At 33.1% G+C, this 18,445-nt stretch carries 25 protein-coding genes; 7 read left to right on the top strand and 18 right to left on the bottom strand.

The features are described from left to right. Positions 1-639 precede the first annotated feature (639 nt). Complete coding sequence (locus tag ACXGSQ_RS16275; protein WP_458627203.1) at positions 640-897, bottom strand: site-specific integrase; 258 nt, start codon at positions 895-897, stop codon at positions 640-642. A 119-nt stretch (positions 898-1,016) separates the two neighbouring features. Between ACXGSQ_RS16275 and ACXGSQ_RS16270 the strand changes: the two genes are divergently transcribed. From ACXGSQ_RS16270 to ACXGSQ_RS16250, 5 genes are all read left to right on the top strand, one after another. Further along, a complete protein-coding gene (locus tag ACXGSQ_RS16270) occupies positions 1,017-1,235 on the top strand; it encodes a hypothetical protein (RefSeq protein ID WP_458627202.1) in 219 nt (72 codons plus the stop codon). Positions 1,236-1,246: 11 nt separating this feature from the next. Then, positions 1,247-1,495, top strand: a complete 249-nt coding sequence (locus tag ACXGSQ_RS16265) for an Atu4866 domain-containing protein (RefSeq protein WP_458627201.1) — start codon at positions 1,247-1,249, stop codon at positions 1,493-1,495. 16 nt (positions 1,496-1,511) lie between these two features. Continuing rightward, the gene (locus ACXGSQ_RS16260) at positions 1,512-1,958 is read left to right on the top strand and encodes a hypothetical protein (RefSeq protein ID WP_458627200.1); all 447 of its coding nucleotides are present in this window, start codon (positions 1,512-1,514) and stop codon (positions 1,956-1,958) included. Between the two features lie 436 nt (positions 1,959-2,394). Next, a complete protein-coding gene (locus ACXGSQ_RS16255) occupies positions 2,395-2,520 on the top strand; it encodes a hypothetical protein (RefSeq protein ID WP_458627199.1) in 126 nt (41 codons plus the stop codon). Positions 2,521-2,705: 185 nt separating this feature from the next. Next, complete coding sequence (locus tag ACXGSQ_RS16250) at positions 2,706-3,419, top strand: SMODS-associated NUDIX domain-containing protein (RefSeq protein ID WP_458627198.1); 714 nt, start codon at positions 2,706-2,708, stop codon at positions 3,417-3,419. Between the two features lie 568 nt (positions 3,420-3,987). On the opposite strand, the gene ACXGSQ_RS16245 is transcribed toward ACXGSQ_RS16250, so the two are convergent. The 8 genes from ACXGSQ_RS16245 to ACXGSQ_RS16210 all read right to left on the bottom strand — a co-directional run bounded on the left by ACXGSQ_RS16245 (position 3,988) and on the right by ACXGSQ_RS16210 (position 7,874). Then, positions 3,988-4,926 carry a HipA domain-containing protein gene (locus tag ACXGSQ_RS16245; protein WP_458627197.1) on the bottom strand — a complete coding sequence of 313 codons (939 nt, stop codon included), beginning with the start codon at positions 4,924-4,926 and terminating at the stop codon, positions 3,988-3,990. Positions 4,927-5,007: 81 nt separating this feature from the next. Next, positions 5,008-5,346, bottom strand: a complete 339-nt coding sequence (locus ACXGSQ_RS16240; RefSeq protein ID WP_458627196.1) for a HipA N-terminal domain-containing protein — start codon at positions 5,344-5,346, stop codon at positions 5,008-5,010. After that, a complete protein-coding gene (locus tag ACXGSQ_RS16235) occupies positions 5,333-5,551 on the bottom strand; it encodes a type II toxin-antitoxin system Y4mF family antitoxin (RefSeq protein ID WP_148870795.1) in 219 nt (72 codons plus the stop codon). The genes ACXGSQ_RS16240 and ACXGSQ_RS16235 overlap by 14 nt, the downstream gene beginning before the upstream one ends. 358 nt (positions 5,552-5,909) lie before the next feature. Further along, positions 5,910-6,236: a YegP family protein gene (locus tag ACXGSQ_RS16230; RefSeq protein WP_458627195.1), complete on the bottom strand. Its 327-nt coding sequence runs from the start codon at positions 6,234-6,236 to the stop codon at positions 5,910-5,912. A gap of 65 nt (positions 6,237-6,301) precedes the next feature. Then, on the bottom strand, positions 6,302-6,496 hold the full coding sequence (locus ACXGSQ_RS16225) for a hypothetical protein (RefSeq protein ID WP_458627194.1): 195 nt from the start codon (positions 6,494-6,496) through the stop codon (positions 6,302-6,304). Then, entirely contained in the window at positions 6,474-6,716 is a 243-nt protein-coding gene (locus tag ACXGSQ_RS16220; RefSeq protein ID WP_458627193.1) for a hypothetical protein, read from the bottom strand. The genes ACXGSQ_RS16225 and ACXGSQ_RS16220 overlap by 23 nt, the downstream gene beginning before the upstream one ends. Further along, a complete protein-coding gene (locus ACXGSQ_RS16215) occupies positions 6,694-7,116 on the bottom strand; it encodes a DUF5675 family protein (RefSeq protein ID WP_458627192.1) in 423 nt (140 codons plus the stop codon). Before ACXGSQ_RS16215 ends, ACXGSQ_RS16220 begins: the two co-directional genes overlap by 23 nt. Positions 7,117-7,118: 2 nt before the next feature. Next, on the bottom strand, positions 7,119-7,874 hold the full coding sequence (locus ACXGSQ_RS16210; protein ID WP_458627191.1) for a hypothetical protein: 756 nt from the start codon (positions 7,872-7,874) through the stop codon (positions 7,119-7,121). Positions 7,875-8,090: 216 nt separating this feature from the next. Between ACXGSQ_RS16210 and ACXGSQ_RS16205 the strand changes: the two genes are divergently transcribed. After that, a complete protein-coding gene (locus ACXGSQ_RS16205; RefSeq protein ID WP_458627190.1) occupies positions 8,091-8,288 on the top strand; it encodes a hypothetical protein in 198 nt (65 codons plus the stop codon). A 567-nt stretch (positions 8,289-8,855) separates the two neighbouring features. Here ACXGSQ_RS16205 and ACXGSQ_RS16200 read toward each other — a convergent pair. The 5 genes from ACXGSQ_RS16200 to ACXGSQ_RS16180 form a co-directional block, all read right to left on the bottom strand. Continuing rightward, entirely contained in the window at positions 8,856-9,335 is a 480-nt protein-coding gene (locus tag ACXGSQ_RS16200; protein WP_458627189.1) for a DUF4625 domain-containing protein, read from the bottom strand. A 58-nt stretch (positions 9,336-9,393) separates the two neighbouring features. After that, positions 9,394-10,176 carry a DUF4625 domain-containing protein gene (locus ACXGSQ_RS16195; RefSeq protein ID WP_458627188.1) on the bottom strand — a complete coding sequence of 261 codons (783 nt, stop codon included), beginning with the start codon at positions 10,174-10,176 and terminating at the stop codon, positions 9,394-9,396. A 59-nt stretch (positions 10,177-10,235) separates the two neighbouring features. Continuing rightward, complete coding sequence (locus ACXGSQ_RS16190; protein WP_458627187.1) at positions 10,236-12,557, bottom strand: TonB-dependent receptor; 2,322 nt, start codon at positions 12,555-12,557, stop codon at positions 10,236-10,238. A gap of 250 nt (positions 12,558-12,807) precedes the next feature. Further along, positions 12,808-13,101: a hypothetical protein gene (locus ACXGSQ_RS16185; RefSeq protein ID WP_458627186.1), complete on the bottom strand. Its 294-nt coding sequence runs from the start codon at positions 13,099-13,101 to the stop codon at positions 12,808-12,810. Positions 13,102-13,160: 59 nt separating this feature from the next. Continuing rightward, positions 13,161-13,550, bottom strand: coding sequence for a MerC domain-containing protein (locus ACXGSQ_RS16180; RefSeq protein WP_458627185.1), 390 nt, complete (start codon positions 13,548-13,550; stop codon positions 13,161-13,163). Between the two features lie 125 nt (positions 13,551-13,675). On the opposite strand from ACXGSQ_RS16180, the gene ACXGSQ_RS16175 reads away from it, so the two are divergent. Continuing rightward, entirely contained in the window at positions 13,676-14,050 is a 375-nt protein-coding gene (locus ACXGSQ_RS16175; protein ID WP_458627184.1) for a Fur family transcriptional regulator, read from the top strand. On the opposite strand, the gene ACXGSQ_RS16170 is transcribed toward ACXGSQ_RS16175, so the two are convergent. From ACXGSQ_RS16170 to ACXGSQ_RS16155, 4 genes are all read right to left on the bottom strand, one after another. After that, positions 14,047-15,072, bottom strand: a complete 1,026-nt coding sequence (locus ACXGSQ_RS16170; protein WP_458627183.1) for a cytochrome-c peroxidase — start codon at positions 15,070-15,072, stop codon at positions 14,047-14,049. The genes ACXGSQ_RS16175 and ACXGSQ_RS16170 overlap by 4 nt on opposite strands. A gap of 81 nt (positions 15,073-15,153) precedes the next feature. Continuing rightward, positions 15,154-16,020 (bottom strand): MbnP family protein, encoded by an 867-nt coding sequence (locus ACXGSQ_RS16165; RefSeq protein ID WP_458627182.1) that lies wholly within the window; start codon positions 16,018-16,020, stop codon positions 15,154-15,156. Positions 16,021-16,059: 39 nt separating this feature from the next. Next, on the bottom strand, positions 16,060-16,446 hold the full coding sequence (locus ACXGSQ_RS16160; RefSeq protein WP_458627181.1) for a hypothetical protein: 387 nt from the start codon (positions 16,444-16,446) through the stop codon (positions 16,060-16,062). Between the two features lie 4 nt (positions 16,447-16,450). Beyond that, a complete protein-coding gene (locus ACXGSQ_RS16155; protein WP_458627180.1) occupies positions 16,451-18,445 on the bottom strand; it encodes a TonB-dependent receptor plug domain-containing protein in 1,995 nt (664 codons plus the stop codon).

Genomic DNA, 18,445 nt, shown 5'->3' with positions numbered 1-18,445 from the left:
AAGAAAAGATTAACTAAATTAAAATTTTTATTTGAAAGAATATAAAAAAAATAGCGAAGAGAATTCACTAAAGATGATTGCGGTTATGACTGTAATTATGATGGTGGCCTTTTTTGTATGGAGAATAGTTATTAGATATATGTGAATTCTATAATTTTTTGCAAAAAAATTATATCCTTTATTCAGGCCATATCAATATGATCTTGTATTTACTGTTATAGGTAGACTTAAATTAAATACTTTTATTAATTTTTATATCTCATCTTAAGGAAGCTCTAAAAAAAAAGTGGCTTTTGTATTTACTAGCTGTTGGTAAAGAAGTGTTAATGCATTAAGATAAGGATAACACGATACCAATATTCTTATTACACTATAGTTACAAGTATAATAATTTGTTAAGACAAATCAAATTAACATGTCTCAAAATTATCGAATTTAGAAATACGTATAATCAACGATAATAAACTAAAAGAACGACCTTTTAGTATTGTCTCGATTTCTAAATTAGAATTATTAGTATTGTCAAATAATGGACTGATAGCGTTACCTATTGATTTATCAAAATTAAAAAATTTGGAGGCCTTAATATTAAAAGGGAATTATTTTCAGAGTGAAGAAAATGAAAGAATACAAGACGAATTACCTAATTGTAATGTTTTTTGGTAGTATTTTAATTTTATTAAAAACATCCTTTGCTTCGTTAAGATCAGCTTTTTTTAGTTCTGGAAATATAAAATCAATTTCACTTCTTTTATCTGCTTTATATTTATCTAATATAAGTAAGGCTTTTTGCGAAATCTTGATAGAAATCAATTTTGAATTTTTGCCCATTCTATATTGAAGTCTATTATCATTGATATCAGACCATCTCGTTCTAAGAACATCTGCAATTCTCATACCAGCAAAGTTGAAACTGTAAAGCCAAATATTTCTTGCATGTTTTTGACTAGGCGATAGATCATTTAAACTTTCAATGATTTTAATTTCCTGAATGTTAAGTCCAATTTTTATAGATTATGGAACAAGCACATTTAAAGGATATAAATGGTAATCAACCCAATGACCCAGAAAAAGGAGCAGAAGTATTAATCGCTTTAAGTATACAAGAAAATCCACCAGTACATTTTTTTATGGGTAAAGATGCATACCACTATGCAAACCTTAAAATAGATACCATTCAAAAAACGATGAAAGAAAATTTAACACTAGGAATATCTACAGAATTTGAAAATTAAATTTTAAGCAAATGACAATAGAAGAATCAAAACATTACATTGGAATGTGGATAACGGAAGATGGAAATACACGTCACAAATTATTGCCAAACAATCGATATGACGAAGCTAGAGGAAATAAAGAAAGTGCTTATCAAGGAGACTATCTTGTAACAGGAAATCATATTGACTATAAAGATGATACCGGATTTACCGCTGATGGAGAATTCAGAAATGGAATCCTTTATCACGCAGGAATGGTATTATTTAAAGAAAATTAATTCTTAATTTTAAAGAATGAATGAAATCCATCGATTTAAATCTATAAGTGAATTTCATAACTATAGTAATTTACCTAAGCCTGAACATCCACTGATTAGTTTAGTAGACTATAGTAAAGTAACTTATGTAACTGATACAGATAAAATTAAATGGTTGCAGGACTTTTATTCTATTGGTTTAAAAAGAAATGTAAGTGAGAAATTTAATTATGGACAACAAAAATATGATTTTGACGAAGGTGTATTTTCATTTGTTGCACCAAAACAAATATTAACAATTACAATAAATCAAAACATAAAAGTAAATCCGTCTGGATGGCTACTTCTTATCCATCCAGACTTTTTATGGAATACACCTTTAGCTAAATCTATTAAAAATTATGATTTCTTTGGTTATGATGTGAATGAAGCGCTTTTCCTTTCTGAAAAAGAAGAAAATATTATTGTAGAATTATTAAAATAATATACAAAGAGAATATCAATCAAATATTGACAAATTCAGTCAGAATATTATCATTTCACAAATTGAGTTATTGCTTAATTATGCTGAACGATAGTACGAGAGGCAATTTATTACAAGAAAAATTAGCTATCATCAAATTCTTATAAAACTTGAACAAACATTAAACAACTATTTTAATAATAGTGAGATGTTTTTTGATGATTCTGATAATATATATTTAGCAGGAACCTCATTACAGGAGCAGACAGATTCAAATTTAATATTTACAATTTCTAAATTTTCTGCATCTGGTAATGAGTAATGGACAACATTTCATGAATCATCAGAGATAAGTGATAACATATATGCGTTAAATTCGGGTAAAGTAGATACAAATGGTAATATATATGTCACAGGTCATTTAGGAGAAGGTGACTGGTTTAATGAAAATATAGACTTGGTTTTAATAAAACTTTCTGGTGATAGTCCATTGCAATGGCTATCTCCTTTTGATGGTAGTAATCGTATTGCTATAGTAAAATTTGATAATGATGGTAATCAAGTGTGGTCCTCAAATTCATAAATCAATCGTTTTTTTAGAGATATGCATGTAGATGATTTAGATAATATCTACATTCTTAATCAAGCGTATGATACGACGTATCCTAATAGAAATTTTTATTCTCTAAGTGCATTTACAGTCTCAAGCCTTTTTTTAGTAGATGAGTTTGGCAATAGTTCGGAGGAATTTTTATTGCATTATCCGAATTGTTAATTGAATTTGTAATTGTAAACCGCAAAAGGTTATGGTTGTCAATCTTTAGTAAATATTTGGAGATAAAAGGTGAGAGAATTAGGTTTTCAATGTCATATTTATATCGTATCAAAGTTGATGATAAGTACCTACTTGTTAAAAATAATAATTATGGCCAATTTCAATTAGTTGGCGGTAAATATAAAATCTTGGAAGATACCCGTGCACTATTAAAAAAAGAATTTGATGCTATAGATGATCCAAAACTGCCGAATAAAGGAATAATGAAGGATGATTTTGCGTTATTTATTCCTGCTAAACATGCATTGAAGTTTATAGATTGGTTTAATAAAGGTAAGGACAGAGAAGCAAGTCATTGGAGGGAATTTTATGAAGAATTAATCGAAGGAAAAGGTAGTTTTCTATCTAAACAAAAATTTCCGTATGTAAATTATAATTTTTTAGGTAAGGTTCTTACACCAATCAAAAAAACACCAGGTTGGGATTGTTATGAGATCTTGCAATACGATATTCTTGATTTAAAACCATCGCCAGAGCAAAGACAAGAGTTATTGCAACTAAAAGAAAAGGGAGACTCAAACCATATCAAGTGGGCAAGTAAGGAATTAATACAATGCCTAGGTCATGATAATTTGGAAAAAATAAAGTTATACGACATTGGTGCTCATACAAAATGGGCGTTAAATATGAAATGGTCTAAAGTTTAGTGTTTTCCCCACAACACAAAACCCAGTTTATTGTAAAAACAACAAGCCTCTGTGTTTTGTGTTGTTTCGCTTTCCTAGCGATCGTAGTGTTTAAATTGCCAATACACATGTAGCACATTGCAGCTTGTTGCCTCGTGCCTCATTCACAACTGCAAAGAGCTACACTTTGCCCAAAGCTAATAATTTAAACACTACCCAAAGCTATGTTACATAATGCGCAGTTATAGCAGCATTCATTCACTTTCTGTACTATAACGCCATTATGTAAAATATCCGACATACCCCATGCTCAATTTAGAACTGGCATTGAAATTTAGAACACACAAGATTGCCACTTTTCCCCACCACCCATTTCAACGGTGTAGGTTACAGCAATTATTAATGTATTGCCTTGTGTCTGCGGTAGGATGCATTTCATTCGCTCAACCCCTTATCAGGGAATCGCTCTTTTCATTTACCCACCTCAACACCGCGCATAAAAAAAGAGCATTTTTTAGAAAATGCCCTTTATTTATCTTTCCAACCTCTTAACATCAATAATCACTTCCACCTACGACACTTTGCCCCGTTAAGTGAGTCGTTCATATCTTGTTTCCAGAATATCCTTATAAGCAGCTTTCATATCATTTGATAAAAACGAATGGTCAATCCATTTTATAGCTTTAGGTTTATTTTTGAACATACGTTTAAAAACACCTTGTATTTGCTTTTCAGTTAACCCAAGACCTTGCCCTAAATGTTCAAAATGCACTTTTTTAAGTTTTCGTTTTTTCCCTTCAAGAGTAAGCGCCAATTCTTCTGTATCTTCAGGAAGAACAATAGACACATTTAACAAATCGTAAGCAGGAGCCAATATCCAACCCGAAGGACTTTCTATCATAGAAAAGTTTTTCAAGTGCATATCATTGTTTCCTGTTAGAAAACTAAAGATTGCCAATTCAAAATAGAAGATTTTATCCAACAAAGTATTATTAGAATAACTGTCCAAAGCTTTACCAACTTTTTCCATGGAGCTTTTGTACTTATCAAAAGCCTCTGTAATTTGAAACATATCCAACATATGGATTTTCTTTCCTTTTTCAGTCCTATCGATACGTTTGGTAACATAAGACAATTCACCAGAAGCCAGTTTTATTAAACTAGAGGGAACAACCCTTATACCATAGGCTTCCGCAATCCGCATAGTCAGATGTTCGTTTTCTGGCATTTCCGGAAATTGATGCGATGGTGGTTTAAATATATACTGACCACCAAGAGCACCAACAACAGTTAACCGTGTATCGGCTTGTTCTTGCGTTTCTTTTACCAAAGACATTGATAATTTAGGTTGCACACCTGGTACAGCAACACTGCGCTCAACAACACTCTTTGCCAATTTTGCCATTTGGTCTATAGTATAGGGGATTATTGGAGGTGTTGTAGTACCAAAGAATTCCATAGAACATTTTTCATGAAAATCAGTTCCATTTTCAAGTGGCTCATAACAATATAAACATCTACGCTTCATCTATTTAAAATTTCGTTAGCTACACATAGTCAATATTTAATTATTTCTAATGCTAATAATTAGCTAATAGCTTAATGCCCATTATGGGCTTTCATCGTCATCAGTTTTAGGTACAACACTTACCGCCCCAATACAATTCTGGCAACAGGCTAACAATAATCCCATACGATCATTTCGGTTTATTTTCCAGTTTTTAGATGCAATATCCAGTAACCAACCTTCAGGGATCAAACCTTCAAAAAAAGGAAATAGTTTATTATCAGTATAAGCTTCATTCCTAACAGGCATGGTAAATGTTATAAATTCAAAAGGATGAGCTTCTACATAAGCTGTATCATACTGAAAAACATAATCACCTTCGTCAGTTTCCGTAATAGTTCCTGCTAAATAATCTTTATAATATACATTACCTTGTCTCATCATTCAATGCTTTACTGTTCACAGGAGCTAATTCATGTCCAAACATAGCAAGGACAAGATTAACCTTTTCCATGTTAAGCTTGGTTTTACCTTGTTCTATTTTTCGTACTACGGTTAAAGCTACACCAGCTCTATCGGCAAACTCTTCTTGTGTGAGCCCAACTTCTTTTCTTCGTTCTTTAACAAATTCTGCTAATGATTTCATCTTATATTGATATTTAATTATATGCTTTTACATATAATTTTAAGTAAATATACATAATTATATGCTTTTACATATAATTTTAGTAAAGAATATTTAATTATATGCTTTTGCATATAAAATTGAAATATAGACTTTATAATTAACTGAAAAGGTTAAGCATAAGAAAGCCCAGAAAGATCCTAGGCTTATATTTAATTTTCTTAAGAAACTTAATAATAGATTTGAATAACATCAAGGCAATAAAACTGACCAAAGCCCCTACAAATGCCAAAACAATAGTGGTAACCAAATCGGCAACACCAATATTTATTTCAGTCTACGACACTTTGCCCCGAGAAAAGAGGTAGTCAATGTATAATTAAACTTCTTCAACTGGTGCGCTTGGAGCGTTTGTTTTAACGGATTCAATACCATTTTCCATTCCAGAAGAACTCTCGTACATTTCACTTGTGCCGATAACCTGACCATTGCTAGCCTTTAGGTTAAAATAATGCTTGCCGTTACTGGAAACCTTTCGGTCAAATTTACTATCATCTTGCGAGTTGGTCCTAACGGACTCTATACCGTTCATACAACCTGCTTTTGCAGAATATCCTTCACTTGCTAAAATCTTTTGACCATTACTTGCCTTTAATCTAAAACGGTATTCTGATCTTGCGTCTTGATAAACTTCGAATTTTCCCATAATAATATTTGATATAATTTGTATCTAAATATACTAAAAAAGTGCTTCATTTGAAGCACTTTAGATTATGGTTTTCCTCTTTTTCGAATTCTTTGATGAATCCATTTAATTAAAATAGAAACTATATAACTCACGACAGCACCAACAATAGCCAAAACAATAGTAGTAATCAAATCTTCAACACCAATATTCATAACTGATGAAAAGAAAGTACCACCAACAATGGCAGATTTGGTATTATAATCCATGGTTAGTCTCATCTGTTTTTGTGTTTTCATCATCAGTCACAACCGCTTGACTTACTGCAGTAGCCACGGTACCAGCAACAGTCATATAAGTAGCAATAGTAACAACTAATGCAGGCATTGCAACAGGAGCAGCTATAATAGCGCCACCTGCAGTAGCAAGGGCAATACCAATATTTCGTAAAGTCTTGAAAAATTTGGGAGTAGACTTTTTATAACGTTCTACAATGTTCATAATTCTGTGATTTAATAGTTAATAAAATAGGTTCTTTCCGTTCTTTGGCTTGATACACCAAAGACAACAGTTTTTGCATAGCATCCCTTGAGTAAATTCCTTTTCCTATACCACTCAAATAAGTTACTGGAGCAATACATCCTTGAAGTTCTTTTAAGGCATCATTCGCAGGATGAAACAGGATAAAACTTCTATCTTTTACATCCTTCAAAATCAAATGGTGCTTAAACCGTTTAGAAAAACGAGGTTCTATCTCATATTGTCCTTCTGGAATACATGAAACATTTCGTTTATTATCCTTCCAAGGCAATTCAATGGTATAACAAAGGAACCTATCGGAATTAAAGAGAGCACCATTGGTGCCCTCTTTAAAATAGGCTCTATGCAGCACTAATTCCATACTTAAGGCGTATCAACAATAACAACAGCTAAAGCATTGTAAGCACCGTTCTTAAGTGCATACATTTGTCCGTTTACCTCTTGATAAAACTCAATACCCAACACTTGAACAACATCAACTGTAGAGTTTGCAGTTAGTGTTGCTGATAATGCAATTGCAGCTGTGTCAGCAGCAGAATAAGGTAAAATTGCAGTTTCATCATTTTCAAATGTTGAGGTTTCATTTTCAAAATCTAATTCAGAAGCACCCATAACCACTTTAAAATGCGTAGTTCCCGTTGGAGCTGCAATTCTTAAAGTTGGAGAAAATGGTGCAAGGTCTAAAGTAGCTTCACCTGTAACACGGTCAAATGCATTCACAAATGGAGTAAATAAAGTCGTTCCTAACTTTCCGTGGAGGTTGAATTCAAAACCTGATAATAAGTTAAAATTACCATCAGTCAAAGTTCGCAATCCTCTCTCATTAACGGCATCAGTTTTAATAATAGCCAAGAGATCTTTTGTTAATCGACTTGTTACACGTTTATCTTTAGCATTTTGCAAGAGAATACGAATAGCATTTCGAAGAAGTTTACCACCTTTACCAGCGCGTCCAAATTCAGACCCATTTTCACGCGTTCTCTGAAACGCAGGATCGTTTGCAATACGATTGCCGTCAACACCGCCTTTTTCGCGTGCTAAGTGGCCATCAGTCGTTTTGTAAAAGGAAATACCACCGATAGTTCCTTTCAGTTTAATAATACCAGTTTGTTTTGCCATAATAATTCGTTTTTTGATTAATATTTCAAATCACGTAACTTTGTGGCTTACAGTAAAAAAGTAGATTCCGTTTTTGGCCATACATTCCGATACAGCCAAAAACGTCATTAAAATATTGAAAACCCTATCGGGATTTCCAACATTTTAACAACGCATCACCATCATCATAAAAAATAAAGCATGGATGATGTACGGATAAAGCATAGATAAAGTATCATGAATATTAAAAGAGCTTGTATATACCCAAAAGACATTCAGCGTATCACAGGACGTAGTGAACGCTATGGTCGTAAGCTTTTAAATGACATCAAAAACTACTTTGGAAAGGAATCTTATCAGTTTGTCACAATAAAAGAATTCGTTGAATACAGCGGAATAGAAGAAGAAATTGTTAAGAAATATTTAATAGATTAGCCATAATATTTGACACAAATTGACTGGTTTTAATGAAGTTAAAATTGTAATTTTGTAGTAAGATGTTCAGATAAATAATACTATTTCAAACTAACAGATAGGTCTACAATTCGGTTAACACTGTTTTAGTCTATTTCTGAAAGTATTGATTTTACAGCATAGTGGCGGTTTGGTTATCATCCTGCCACCCCGACTTAAAAAAGAAGCTCAGCATTTGCTGAGCTTTTTTTGTTTATAGCTTCTAATGGTTGTTTTCGCTATAAATTTTGAATGACTTTAGTTGAAATAGTAAATGTTTTTAAAACATATTTTGATAAAAAGTATGAGCATGTACGGTAATGTAATCTCTTGATGCTGATTAAAGTTAAATATGTAAATGGGTTTATTCGGGAGTATTGCTGATTATAGAGTTAAGAGTGAAAAGTAAAAATGAAGAGGTGAAGGTGAATTTTTAAATAGTTTACATAAAAAAACAGTGCCAGTATATGGTTTCTGGTACTGCTGAAAAACATCAAAAATCTAACCCAATTTTAATGTAATTGTTTATGTCTTTTAATAGATAAATATCTAATCTATGATTTTTACATCAATAGAAGTTCTGCTTTGCCAACCTGTTTCATCGGTTACCGAATAAGCACAATGGTAATCGCCTGTGTCAATATCATTAGGAATGGTAATACTAATGTTAATTTCATACGTCGTTAAGCCACCTTCAATAGTGAAATTTTCCATATATATTAAAGGATTTACGGCTTCTTTTATTGGTTCTAAATCACATGTTTCACCTTGGTCATCATGTGTGTGATGGTCAAAATTGTTATGCAGATCTAAACTATAAGAGGCTAATGCTTTGTTATCTGAAACTTTGGCTTTAAAAATATAGGTTTCTCCCTTTACGAGTTGTTCGCAAGCTTGTGGAAAGCCATCAGCATAATTAATGCTAATGGTAGGTTTTTGTTCATCTATATCAACACTATCATCACTTGAACATGACGAAATGAACATAAAAATAAAGAGTAATCTGAAATATTTTGATGAGAATCTCATTCTATAAAGTTTTAAAACCGCATAGTATAATGAAAATACTATGCGGAATAATTAATGTTTAAGATGCTGTAACATCGATATGTGTTTCGTAAGCTTTAGTGTTTCCATCTTCGTCTTCAACAGTAAAAGTTATATGATATTCACCTGCAGGTGCAGTTGCTGGGACATCAATGTGCTCATGGAATTCTATTTCGGTTTCGCCATGGTAGCCAGTTGAAAACACGAATTCTTCGTCCCATTCTATTTCACCTGCACCAACAGGAACATCATGTGCATGAACATTAACAGTAATATTGTGAATTCCATTTAGAGCATTAATCATGAATTCAGCGTGAAAATCATCTCCTCTAACAACTGTTTCACTAACAGAGTAACCACTTAATGTGATATAGTCTAAAATCTCTAAATGGCCATCAACTTCTGTACTATTCCCATTCTCATCAATAACGACTAATTCAATATGGTATTCTCCAGAAGGAATATTAGTTGGTACATCTACATGTTCATGAAATGTAGGATTGATGACTTGATAATTACTCCCTGAGTATTCTTGGAAAAAGTCCCACTCAACTTCACCGTCAGCTAGAGGCAAATCGTGAGCATGTATCGAAAGCGTAATACTACTTACCACAGCTTCTGCATTTATTTCGGCTTCTAAATGAATGTCTGATCCTTTAAAAGCAACCTGATCTGTAGAGTGTACACTGCCTTCTCCATATTCAAAATTCGTTATTTCAGGAGCATTAAGACTAGGTGAACTAGCGTCATCATCACTGCTACATGAGTTTAAAAGGATTCCGAAAAACGCGATAAGCGTTAAAAATTTAAAATTTGATTTCATAAGTTTTGTTTTTGTGTTCATAATGGTTGTTTTCATGGTTTATAAATTATTTATGATTATTAAAAGGATTGTGTTATCGCTATAGACATGTTTCTTCCAGCTTCTGGCACATCGATTAAGCGGTAAAAGCTCGTATGGTCGTAATATTTAGTATTGAAGACGTTATTGAGTTTAAACTTTATTTCTAGTGGTTGTTGAGTTTTAAAAACATTTATGTTTGAGAGTAATACCATGTTTAGGACCTGGTAGCCCTCTGTTTGTTCTTCTGGAGGTACAATCTCATCTTGTGCTGCTGTAATTCTGTAATCGGCCTTTAGTTGAGGTTGTTTGAAAAAGAGCGCATCTTTAAACTGATAGTTTGCAGAAAACAATCCGGATAATGGTGGAGAAAATGGAATCGTAAAACCTTCTTTTGGTCCACTGGTTTGTTTAGAGTAGACGTATTCAGCAGAAGCATCTAATTTTAAATTAGGAATAACACTAGTACTCGCTCTTAATTCTCCACCTGCTCTAAATACCTTGTTTTGTGTGTATTCGTAAATTTGTAATGTCTCATAATAATTTGAAGTCGGATTCAGGTAAATAAAATTTTCGAAAAAATTGACAAACGGACTGATGCCAACACTGAAATCCTTTGTGGTATGGTCAATATCAATATCTAGTTGATAGGATTCTTCAGGATCTAAATTGAGATTGCCTTTTTCATAGCGGTACATGTGATAATTCACGCCATCTGAAGCTAATTCATTAGGTAAAGGCATTCTAAAACTTTTTCCTGCATTTATTTTAAAGGTGGTATTGTTTAAAATATAACTTAAGCCTACAGAAGCGCTCACATTTCCAAAATTTAGTGTTTTATCTTCAGCTCTTTGTAAATAGACATCTGAGGTTGAACCGTTAGCATTATTGATGGAGGAAGGGTACCAATCAAAATATGATTTACTATGTATGTGTCCAAAATCATAACGAATACCAGCTAAAAGATGTAAGTCTGAATTGATTTCAAACTGATCAAAAGCAAAAGCTCCAATAGTGAAACGGGTATACTCAGGTATTAAAAATCCCCAGCCGCCAATGTTATTATCTTGAAATTCTACATTGATACCGGTAACAATATGATGATCATCAATTAGTGTAAAGGCATCTTTGACATTCAGGGACAACGTATTTTTTTGAAAACTACGTTCCTTACTGTTAGAAGGAGTTGGCATATAACCATGCGGTATTGGTTCGGAATGTTCCTCTCTTAAATTATTTTGAAAACCGAAATCGAGATTAATACTGTGTTTATCTAAAGCTATTGACGTGTTATTCGTGATTTTAAAATGGTTCACCTTATGATAAGGCAGATCTATATCTCTATTAGACTGATCGTAATCAATGCGCGATGTTCTCACTTCTAAACCATGGGCATTAGCAAAAAAGCCATTTTTAGCATTCACGTTGCTAATGGTGGTTTCTGTCGTTATACGGTCTGAAATATACCCGACACTTATACTAGCGTTAGCTTCTTTTCCTGCGGTGTTGCGTAGATTGTTGTCGTGTAGCGTAAAAATGTAATTTTCGTAATTAATTTGGTCTGTAGGAACTTTGTAATCCCCATAATCTCTATAAGTGAGGCGTCCACGGTAAAACCATTTAGCTTTTCTGGCTTGTATTCCTGCAGAAATCCCTAATAAATCATTGTTACTTTCGCCTAAGACATTCACTTCACCATTAAAAGAGTTTACAAGCGGCATTTTATTTGGTTGAATATCTACAACACCAGCAATAGCATCAGAACCATAAACCAAAGAAGCTGGTCCTTTAACAATTTGAATATTTTCAATGCCATATTGGTCTATTTCTAAACCATGATCATTTCCCCATTGTTGTGCTTCGTGTTTTATACCGTTTTGAACCACAGCAACTCTATTAAACCCTAAGCCTCTAATGACAGGTTTAGATTGTCCTGAGCCAATTTTAATCGTGCTAACGCCTGGAATTTTACTCAAAGTCTGCATTAAACTATTTTCTCGATTGTCAGCTAGAAATTCTTTCGTCACCAATTGAGAAACCACAGGTGATTCTTTGTTTACTCTTTTTTTAGTTTTTCCAAAAACCTCTATTTCGTGAAGCGAAGTCGTAGATTCGTCTAGGGAAATTTTAAGTTCTTCCATGTTCGGACCTACAATAACACGTATTGTTTTAGATGCATAAGCCAAATGAGATATGGTAAAGGAGTAGGTGCCTTCCGCAACATTATCTATGGTAAATGTTCCTGAAGCAGATGTAATAGAATATAAATTATGACCAATGATATTGGCTCCTTCTATTGGCTGTAAAGTGTTAGCATTTGCAATGGTGCCTTTTACTTGAAAAGATTCTTGTGCAAATACCATTGAGTTTAGACTAAAACATAGCCATAGACCCAGTATTTTGTAAAACATAATGAGATACTATAAGAGTTGAATACGTGTTCTTAAGCGTGCGTTTGAACAAAATCTATAGGTGTTTGTATGATATAAAGTATGGGAACTATTTAAATTGCTTTTGATAGTTACACTAAATATTGAGACCTAAATAAATAGCTTGAAGTGCTTCGTTGTAAAACGGAGCTCATGCTTAAATCATAAAAATGTATAGATAAACTTATAGTAAAAAGGGTGGAGGTCTGGAAAATAATTGATTAGAAGCAATCGTGCTAGACGTTTCAAAACTATAGTGTCTTGTAATACTTTGGTTAATGACTAATTCCGTGTTTTCAATTAAAAATTCTTGTGTGTCTGGAGTTAGTGCAGGAGCTAAATTATGAATCGTAGCATTATCACAAATAGAACAATGCACAGCATGATTATTATCATCGTCATGCGATAATGCATGAAGCCCTATCATTTTCATGGATAGAAAAAGGATAATAAAGAAATATGTAATGCTGTTTTTCATTTAGCAATAAAAATAGTTAAGTTTTTAAATTAAGTTTTTTAATAAGTTATGGTTTGTATTTAACGATTTAATTTGGCAGAACTACGTAATAATTTCCAATTGATATAATGTGCAAAAGCGACTAAAATAGCACCCAAAACAGTATTCGTAATTTCCCATAAGTGGGTAAAATGAAGTCTGCTAATAGCTATAAATACAAATCCAAATAAAGCTATTTTTAATGGCTTAGTGTTTTGATGATTATTTTTATAACTTGGCCAAAGTGATGTTAATATAAATGCAATACCAAAACTAATAAACGTCCATTCGATTATCGGATTATTTAAAAAGTATAAGTTGCTCAAAGAAGAAAATGAAAGCAGTATTGGTAAAAAAGCACAATGGATAGCGCAGATTAATGAGCTAGATAATGCTATAATATCAAGAGTTGTGTGTTTTGTTTTACTCACTTTGATTTAACTTTAATTAATTATTAAAAGCGACACTGTCGCATTATTGTGTTTTGCAAAGATATTATTTATTTATAATATTGCAATGTTGTCGCAATAAATTATTGCAAATAAATCGCATTAAAATGAAACGAAGAAATACCCCTACTAAAGAAGCTGTTTTAAGTGTTTTAACTAAATCAGGTAAAGCAATGAGCCAAGATGCAATAGAGCAAAAGATTAATATAGATATTAATAGGGCGACGATTTATCGTGTGTTAAATCGTTTTTGTGATGACGGAGTTTTACATAAAGTTATTGCAGAAGATGGTAAGCAATATTTTGCTTTGTGCGATGGCTGTGATGAAACACATCAAATGCACCAACATTTTCATTTTAAATGTACAGAGTGTAAAACATTAGAATGTCTTCCAAGTGAGGTTCGTTTTTCTATTCCAGAAGGTTATTTGGTGGAAAATGTAAACTGCGTGTTAACGGGAGTTTGTAAAAATTGTTCCTAATCTTCTAAACCTAAAAATTCGGTATCACTCAAAGTATTCATAAAAGCAATAAGATCTGTTTTTTCCTCTTCTGTTAGCGGAATTCTGTTGTTATTATCTTTTAAAATAGGGTCAAGGTTGTCTGCCTCTAAAACGCCATTGTCTAAATAATCGAGTAGCTCTTTTAAGGTTGCAAATTGCCCAAAACTTCCGTAAGGTGCTGTGTGTTTAATATTTCTTAACGTAGGGACTCTAAAACTCATATAGTCGTCTGGGTTTCCTGTAACACGTGCTCGCCCAGCTTCGTTACTATCTGTATTTATGGGAAATCCAATGTTTCTAAAGCTTTGATCTGTAAATAATTCTGTGCTGTGGCAGCTTATACATTTGTTTTGAAAAATGGCGTATCCTTGTGCTTCACTTTGGGTAAATGTTTCTCCTTCGTTTCGTTTAACTTTATCGTATTTACTGTTTGCTGAAATTAGAGTGTATTCGTACTGTGCTATACTTTTATAAATGCGTTCAGGGGTAATGTTATTGTCGCCAAATGTCTTTATAAATAAATCTTGATAAATTGGGTCATTTTCTATTTTTTGTATGACTTCTAAAATAGAAGAATCCATTTCTTCATGGGTTATAATTGGGACTAAGGGCTGGTTTTCTAATTGTAATTTGCTTCCATCCCAGTTATAGAAATTCATAAAAGCTAAATTTTGAATAGGCGGGGTGTTTCTTAGTCCAACTCTGCTTTCAATGCCTATAGCTTGAGTATTATTATCAGCAAAAGCATTAGACTGTATATGGCAACTAGAGCAAGAAATTGTATTGTCTGCACTAAATTTTTTTTCTGTAAACAATTGTTTTCCTAGTAGAACACCATAGCGAGTAGGGTGATTTTCCTCTACATAATTATTAAGAGAGGGAAAACCTAAAGGGATATCTATGGTTATCTCAGGATTATCAAGTATGATATCGTAGCTATCGTCGTTACTACACGATAGTAGTATGAATCCAACAAAAAAGAGACTTGTTATTTTTTTCATTTGTGAGGAGGTTTTTTTTTTGTGAAAAACAAAAATAAAGCCGTCTAAAATTTTACTTTTCGACGGCTTTACCACAGTAATTTAATTTTCTACATTAATAATGGAGAACATTCCAGTTACATCATTAACACCGTCACCACCAAGATTGTCTACAAATTTGACCATTTGATCAGCGGTATGAATGTTAGGAGTCGCATTATCATTCATGCTTGATCCCGTAGATAACGTAATGGTGTTAGTCTGTCCGCTTAATAGCATGTCTAAATCGGCTTTTATGCTAATAGTTGGTCCGTCATCCCCAACAACAGCGGTTTCAGGAAGGTTTAAGCTAATATCTCTATACGCATCAACACCTTGGATATAGCTGCTTTGTTCGCCTTCTACAGTGCTTCCTGTATGGATAGACAATTCTTTATTATCGGTATCATAAAAACCTTCTAGTTTTGTAAAACGATATCCTGTTCCCCATTCCCACATCATTTCTGTGTCATTGGCTCCTGCATTAGCATAGAAGTTAGGAAATCTTACTTCATCTAAAGTATTTAAATCGGTTCTTACACCTAAACCAAATTTTAATTGGGTGTAATCTCCAACAGGAATATCAGTCATTATATAACTTAATGTTTCAGGATTGGCATGGTTAATAACCGTTGCCCCATTATCCAAATCGTTTACATGGTATGGAATTTCAGTGCCATCTGCTTTAATAAGACGGATATTACTAATGACATATTTTACTTCTGAAAAGTGATGAATTTGCCCAGCTTCCGACGTGTTTTTAGTTGCCGTACTCGATGTTGCATCTCCTAGAACTATTGGTGTATCTCCAAAGGTGTTATTGAATTCTAAGGTTACATTATTTGCAACAGGATGGTCATCATCGCTACTACAAGACATGAAAGCCACTAGTACGGCTGCAGATAAAATATATTTTTTAAGATTTTTCATTTTTAAAATTTATGTTAATTGATATGTTTATTTTTTATGTTATGCGTTTTCTAAATCAGCACTTAACATCGGAGGAGGTACTAGGATTTCTAGATAGGGTTCCGAATGATTGAACTCTATATATATCAATTTTACTTTGGTTTTAATGACGTTTGGAGTTTCTATTTCATATGCGATATTTGAATAAAAAACCAAATCGAAATTTTTGGTATTAAGTATTTTTTCAGAATCGCTGTTTTCCGTTTCTTGCAATTCTTTACTTAAATAACATTTCCCATTACAATGGAGTTCAGGTTTGTTTTTATTGATACAAAATTGCTCAGTAATTGCTTTTTGGTTGAGTTTAAAGTGCATCACAACGACGGCTTGCTGTGAAACAACAAACAGAAATATTAAAGTCATTATGGAGCTAAAAACTCGTTGCATTAGTTTAGAAGTTGAATTTTAAAGAGGTGAAAATATTGCGTCCCATTCTTGGTATATTTCCCCAATCGGCATAAGTACTGTAATATTCATTAAGTATATTTTCTGCGCCAACCTGAACAACGGTCCTGTAATCTTTAATTTTAAACGTGTAGTCTGCAGACAGATTCCAAATGGTATAAGAAGGAGTTTGATCTTCTCCGTATTCTGGACTGTAATGAATTTGTTCTAAATCGCCATTAACCGACGTTTGAAAATTAAATCGGTTGTATCTATAATGGATTGATGATTGGTAACTTAAAGGTCTAATAAATGGTAAGTTGTTTTTGTTATCGTCTTTTCCACGAGCATAAGTTAATACACCTTTCCAATGTAAATTGTCTAAAATGGTATAGCTAGTATTTATTGAAAAATTAAATAAGGTTGAGTACTCTAAAGAGGTATAACCTTTAACACCAACAGACTGATAATTCATGGGGCTTCCCAAACTTAAAATTCGACCAATGATGTAATTCTCAATGTAGAAATAATTTACGTTTGCTTGTAAGCTGAATTTATCACCCTTATAACCAGCACTAGCATTACCTTCGTATGATATTTCGTTTTTAAGGTCAGGATTACCAATATAATCGTAGCGGTCAAAACTATTATAAATGTAATAGCCATAGCCTTCAGAAACAGAAGGAGCTCTATGGCCATAACCGCCGCCTACGGAAAAATTAAAATTTTTAATATTCAAGTGATAGCCTGCATGTAAACTCGGTAATAGCCTTGTTTTTTCTTGAGGCGTTCCTGGGTGAAAAATCCAATTAAATTCTACATATTTAGAATGGTTGTAGTTTAGGCCTAAAGAGCCCCCAAAATTAAGTTGACTTTTGTCTGAAATGTCCCAAGAATTGTTCATTGAAAGTCCTGTAAAAGTTGTCGTAACAGCAGGCCAACTGTAAGCAAACATAGTACGCTCACTTCGATCTTGTGGATACATGCGCATTTCGGCTGTAGATAAATTAGTATAGGCATTTAATTGGACTTCAGAACTGAAACGTTTCTTTTTAATATTGGCTTTAGAAAGTAGGCCATAAGTGGTACTCCAGCCAGGCATATCCATGTGTACTAGGTTTTCAGGACGTGTGGTATCGTCCATATAATGTTCTATAGCATTAAAATAGATTTTGGTATCAAGAGCTCTAAATAAGCCTTCTTTAAACACTTGCTTGTAGGTTGCTGATGTAATTAAGGCACGCGACAACCATAAATCCATAGGTAAAGCTGGGTAACCAACATCTTTAGCTTCATCATAAATTGTTTCAACTTTTACAGAAGATAATTCGCTTGTTTTATAGGCTAAACCTAGTGATGCATTGAATTTAGTAAATTGAGAGTGTTTGACTTCTTCAGTGTTACCATCACTATAGTTTTTAGCTTTTCTATACGCCAAGCTTCCATCTGCCACAAATTTGCTGCCGGAATAAGATGCATTGGCCAAATTGAAAAATTGTTTGTTATTAAATTCAAATCCGGTTTGGTAAGCTCCATTCCATTTTTTAGAAAGGTTAAATGGTGTGCTTTTTCGTTTTAAATCAATGCTTCCTGCAACAGTGGCTCCATGCATACTGCCTTCTTGTCCAGACTTGATATCAATTTTAGAGAGGTTGTTACTTTCTACATACGAGGTGATAGGGTCCATTTTATCAGTACAAGCACCAAAAACATGCATACCATCAATAGTAATTGTAGAGCGTTCTGAGCTCATATTATTTAGCAAAGGTTCCCAAGCATATGCTCCACGTTTTATAAAACTAATATTATCTGAAGACGCCAAAAACTCGTCAACTGTAACGGCCATTTTTAGGTCTGTTTCAATTTTCTTTTTAATTATAGTAATTAACTGTACCTCATCTAAAGCGACAATGCTGTCTTTCTTTTTCTCTTTTTCTGTGTTTTGTGCCGTGGTAAATAGGCTAACAAAAAGCAGTATGACTAGTGTTATGGATTTTTTCAT

The sequence above is a fragment of the Winogradskyella sp. PC D3.3 genome (assembly GCF_054366245.1).
The sequence above is the reverse complement of the archived record's forward strand: the minus strand, read 5'-3'. Positions and strand labels throughout refer to the sequence as shown.

What these genes read in the sequence shown, in the direction of transcription:
- ACXGSQ_RS16265 (WP_458627201.1), top strand. Translation starts at nt 1,247, where the DNA reads ATGACAATAGAAGAATCAAAACATTACATTGGAATGTGGATAACGGAA.
- ACXGSQ_RS16225 (WP_458627194.1), bottom strand. Translation starts at nt 6,496, where the DNA reads ATGAGACTAACCATGGATTATAATACCAAATCTGCCATTGTTGGTGGT.
- ACXGSQ_RS16195 (WP_458627188.1), bottom strand. Translation starts at nt 10,176, where the DNA reads ATGAAATCAAATTTTAAATTTTTAACGCTTATCGCGTTTTTCGGAATC.
- ACXGSQ_RS16215 (WP_458627192.1), bottom strand. Translation starts at nt 7,116, where the DNA reads ATGGAATTAGTGCTGCATAGAGCCTATTTTAAAGAGGGCACCAATGGT.
- ACXGSQ_RS16185 (WP_458627186.1), bottom strand. Translation starts at nt 13,101, where the DNA reads ATGAAAAACAGCATTACATATTTCTTTATTATCCTTTTTCTATCCATG.
- ACXGSQ_RS16235 (WP_148870795.1), bottom strand. Translation starts at nt 5,551, where the DNA reads ATGAAATCATTAGCAGAATTTGTTAAAGAACGAAGAAAAGAAGTTGGG.
- ACXGSQ_RS16205 (WP_458627190.1), top strand. Translation starts at nt 8,091, where the DNA reads ATGAATATTAAAAGAGCTTGTATATACCCAAAAGACATTCAGCGTATC.
- ACXGSQ_RS16190 (WP_458627187.1), bottom strand. Translation starts at nt 12,557, where the DNA reads ATGGTATTTGCACAAGAATCTTTTCAAGTAAAAGGCACCATTGCAAAT.
- ACXGSQ_RS16270 (WP_458627202.1), top strand. Translation starts at nt 1,017, where the DNA reads ATGGAACAAGCACATTTAAAGGATATAAATGGTAATCAACCCAATGAC.
- ACXGSQ_RS16245 (WP_458627197.1), bottom strand. Translation starts at nt 4,926, where the DNA reads ATGAAGCGTAGATGTTTATATTGTTATGAGCCACTTGAAAATGGAACT.
- ACXGSQ_RS16275 (WP_458627203.1), bottom strand. Translation starts at nt 897, where the DNA reads ATGAGAATTGCAGATGTTCTTAGAACGAGATGGTCTGATATCAATGAT.
- ACXGSQ_RS16260 (WP_458627200.1), top strand. Translation starts at nt 1,512, where the DNA reads ATGAATGAAATCCATCGATTTAAATCTATAAGTGAATTTCATAACTAT.
- ACXGSQ_RS16155 (WP_458627180.1), bottom strand. Translation starts at nt 18,445, where the DNA reads ATGAAAAAATCCATAACACTAGTCATACTGCTTTTTGTTAGCCTATTT.
- ACXGSQ_RS16240 (WP_458627196.1), bottom strand. Translation starts at nt 5,346, where the DNA reads ATGAGACAAGGTAATGTATATTATAAAGATTATTTAGCAGGAACTATT.
- ACXGSQ_RS16210 (WP_458627191.1), bottom strand. Translation starts at nt 7,874, where the DNA reads ATGGCAAAACAAACTGGTATTATTAAACTGAAAGGAACTATCGGTGGT.
- ACXGSQ_RS16220 (WP_458627193.1), bottom strand. Translation starts at nt 6,716, where the DNA reads ATGAACATTGTAGAACGTTATAAAAAGTCTACTCCCAAATTTTTCAAG.
- ACXGSQ_RS16175 (WP_458627184.1), top strand. Translation starts at nt 13,676, where the DNA reads ATGAAACGAAGAAATACCCCTACTAAAGAAGCTGTTTTAAGTGTTTTA.
- ACXGSQ_RS16230 (WP_458627195.1), bottom strand. Translation starts at nt 6,236, where the DNA reads ATGGGAAAATTCGAAGTTTATCAAGACGCAAGATCAGAATACCGTTTT.
- ACXGSQ_RS16170 (WP_458627183.1), bottom strand. Translation starts at nt 15,072, where the DNA reads ATGAAAAAAATAACAAGTCTCTTTTTTGTTGGATTCATACTACTATCG.
- ACXGSQ_RS16165 (WP_458627182.1), bottom strand. Translation starts at nt 16,020, where the DNA reads ATGAAAAATCTTAAAAAATATATTTTATCTGCAGCCGTACTAGTGGCT.
- ACXGSQ_RS16160 (WP_458627181.1), bottom strand. Translation starts at nt 16,446, where the DNA reads ATGCAACGAGTTTTTAGCTCCATAATGACTTTAATATTTCTGTTTGTT.
- ACXGSQ_RS16200 (WP_458627189.1), bottom strand. Translation starts at nt 9,335, where the DNA reads ATGAGATTCTCATCAAAATATTTCAGATTACTCTTTATTTTTATGTTC.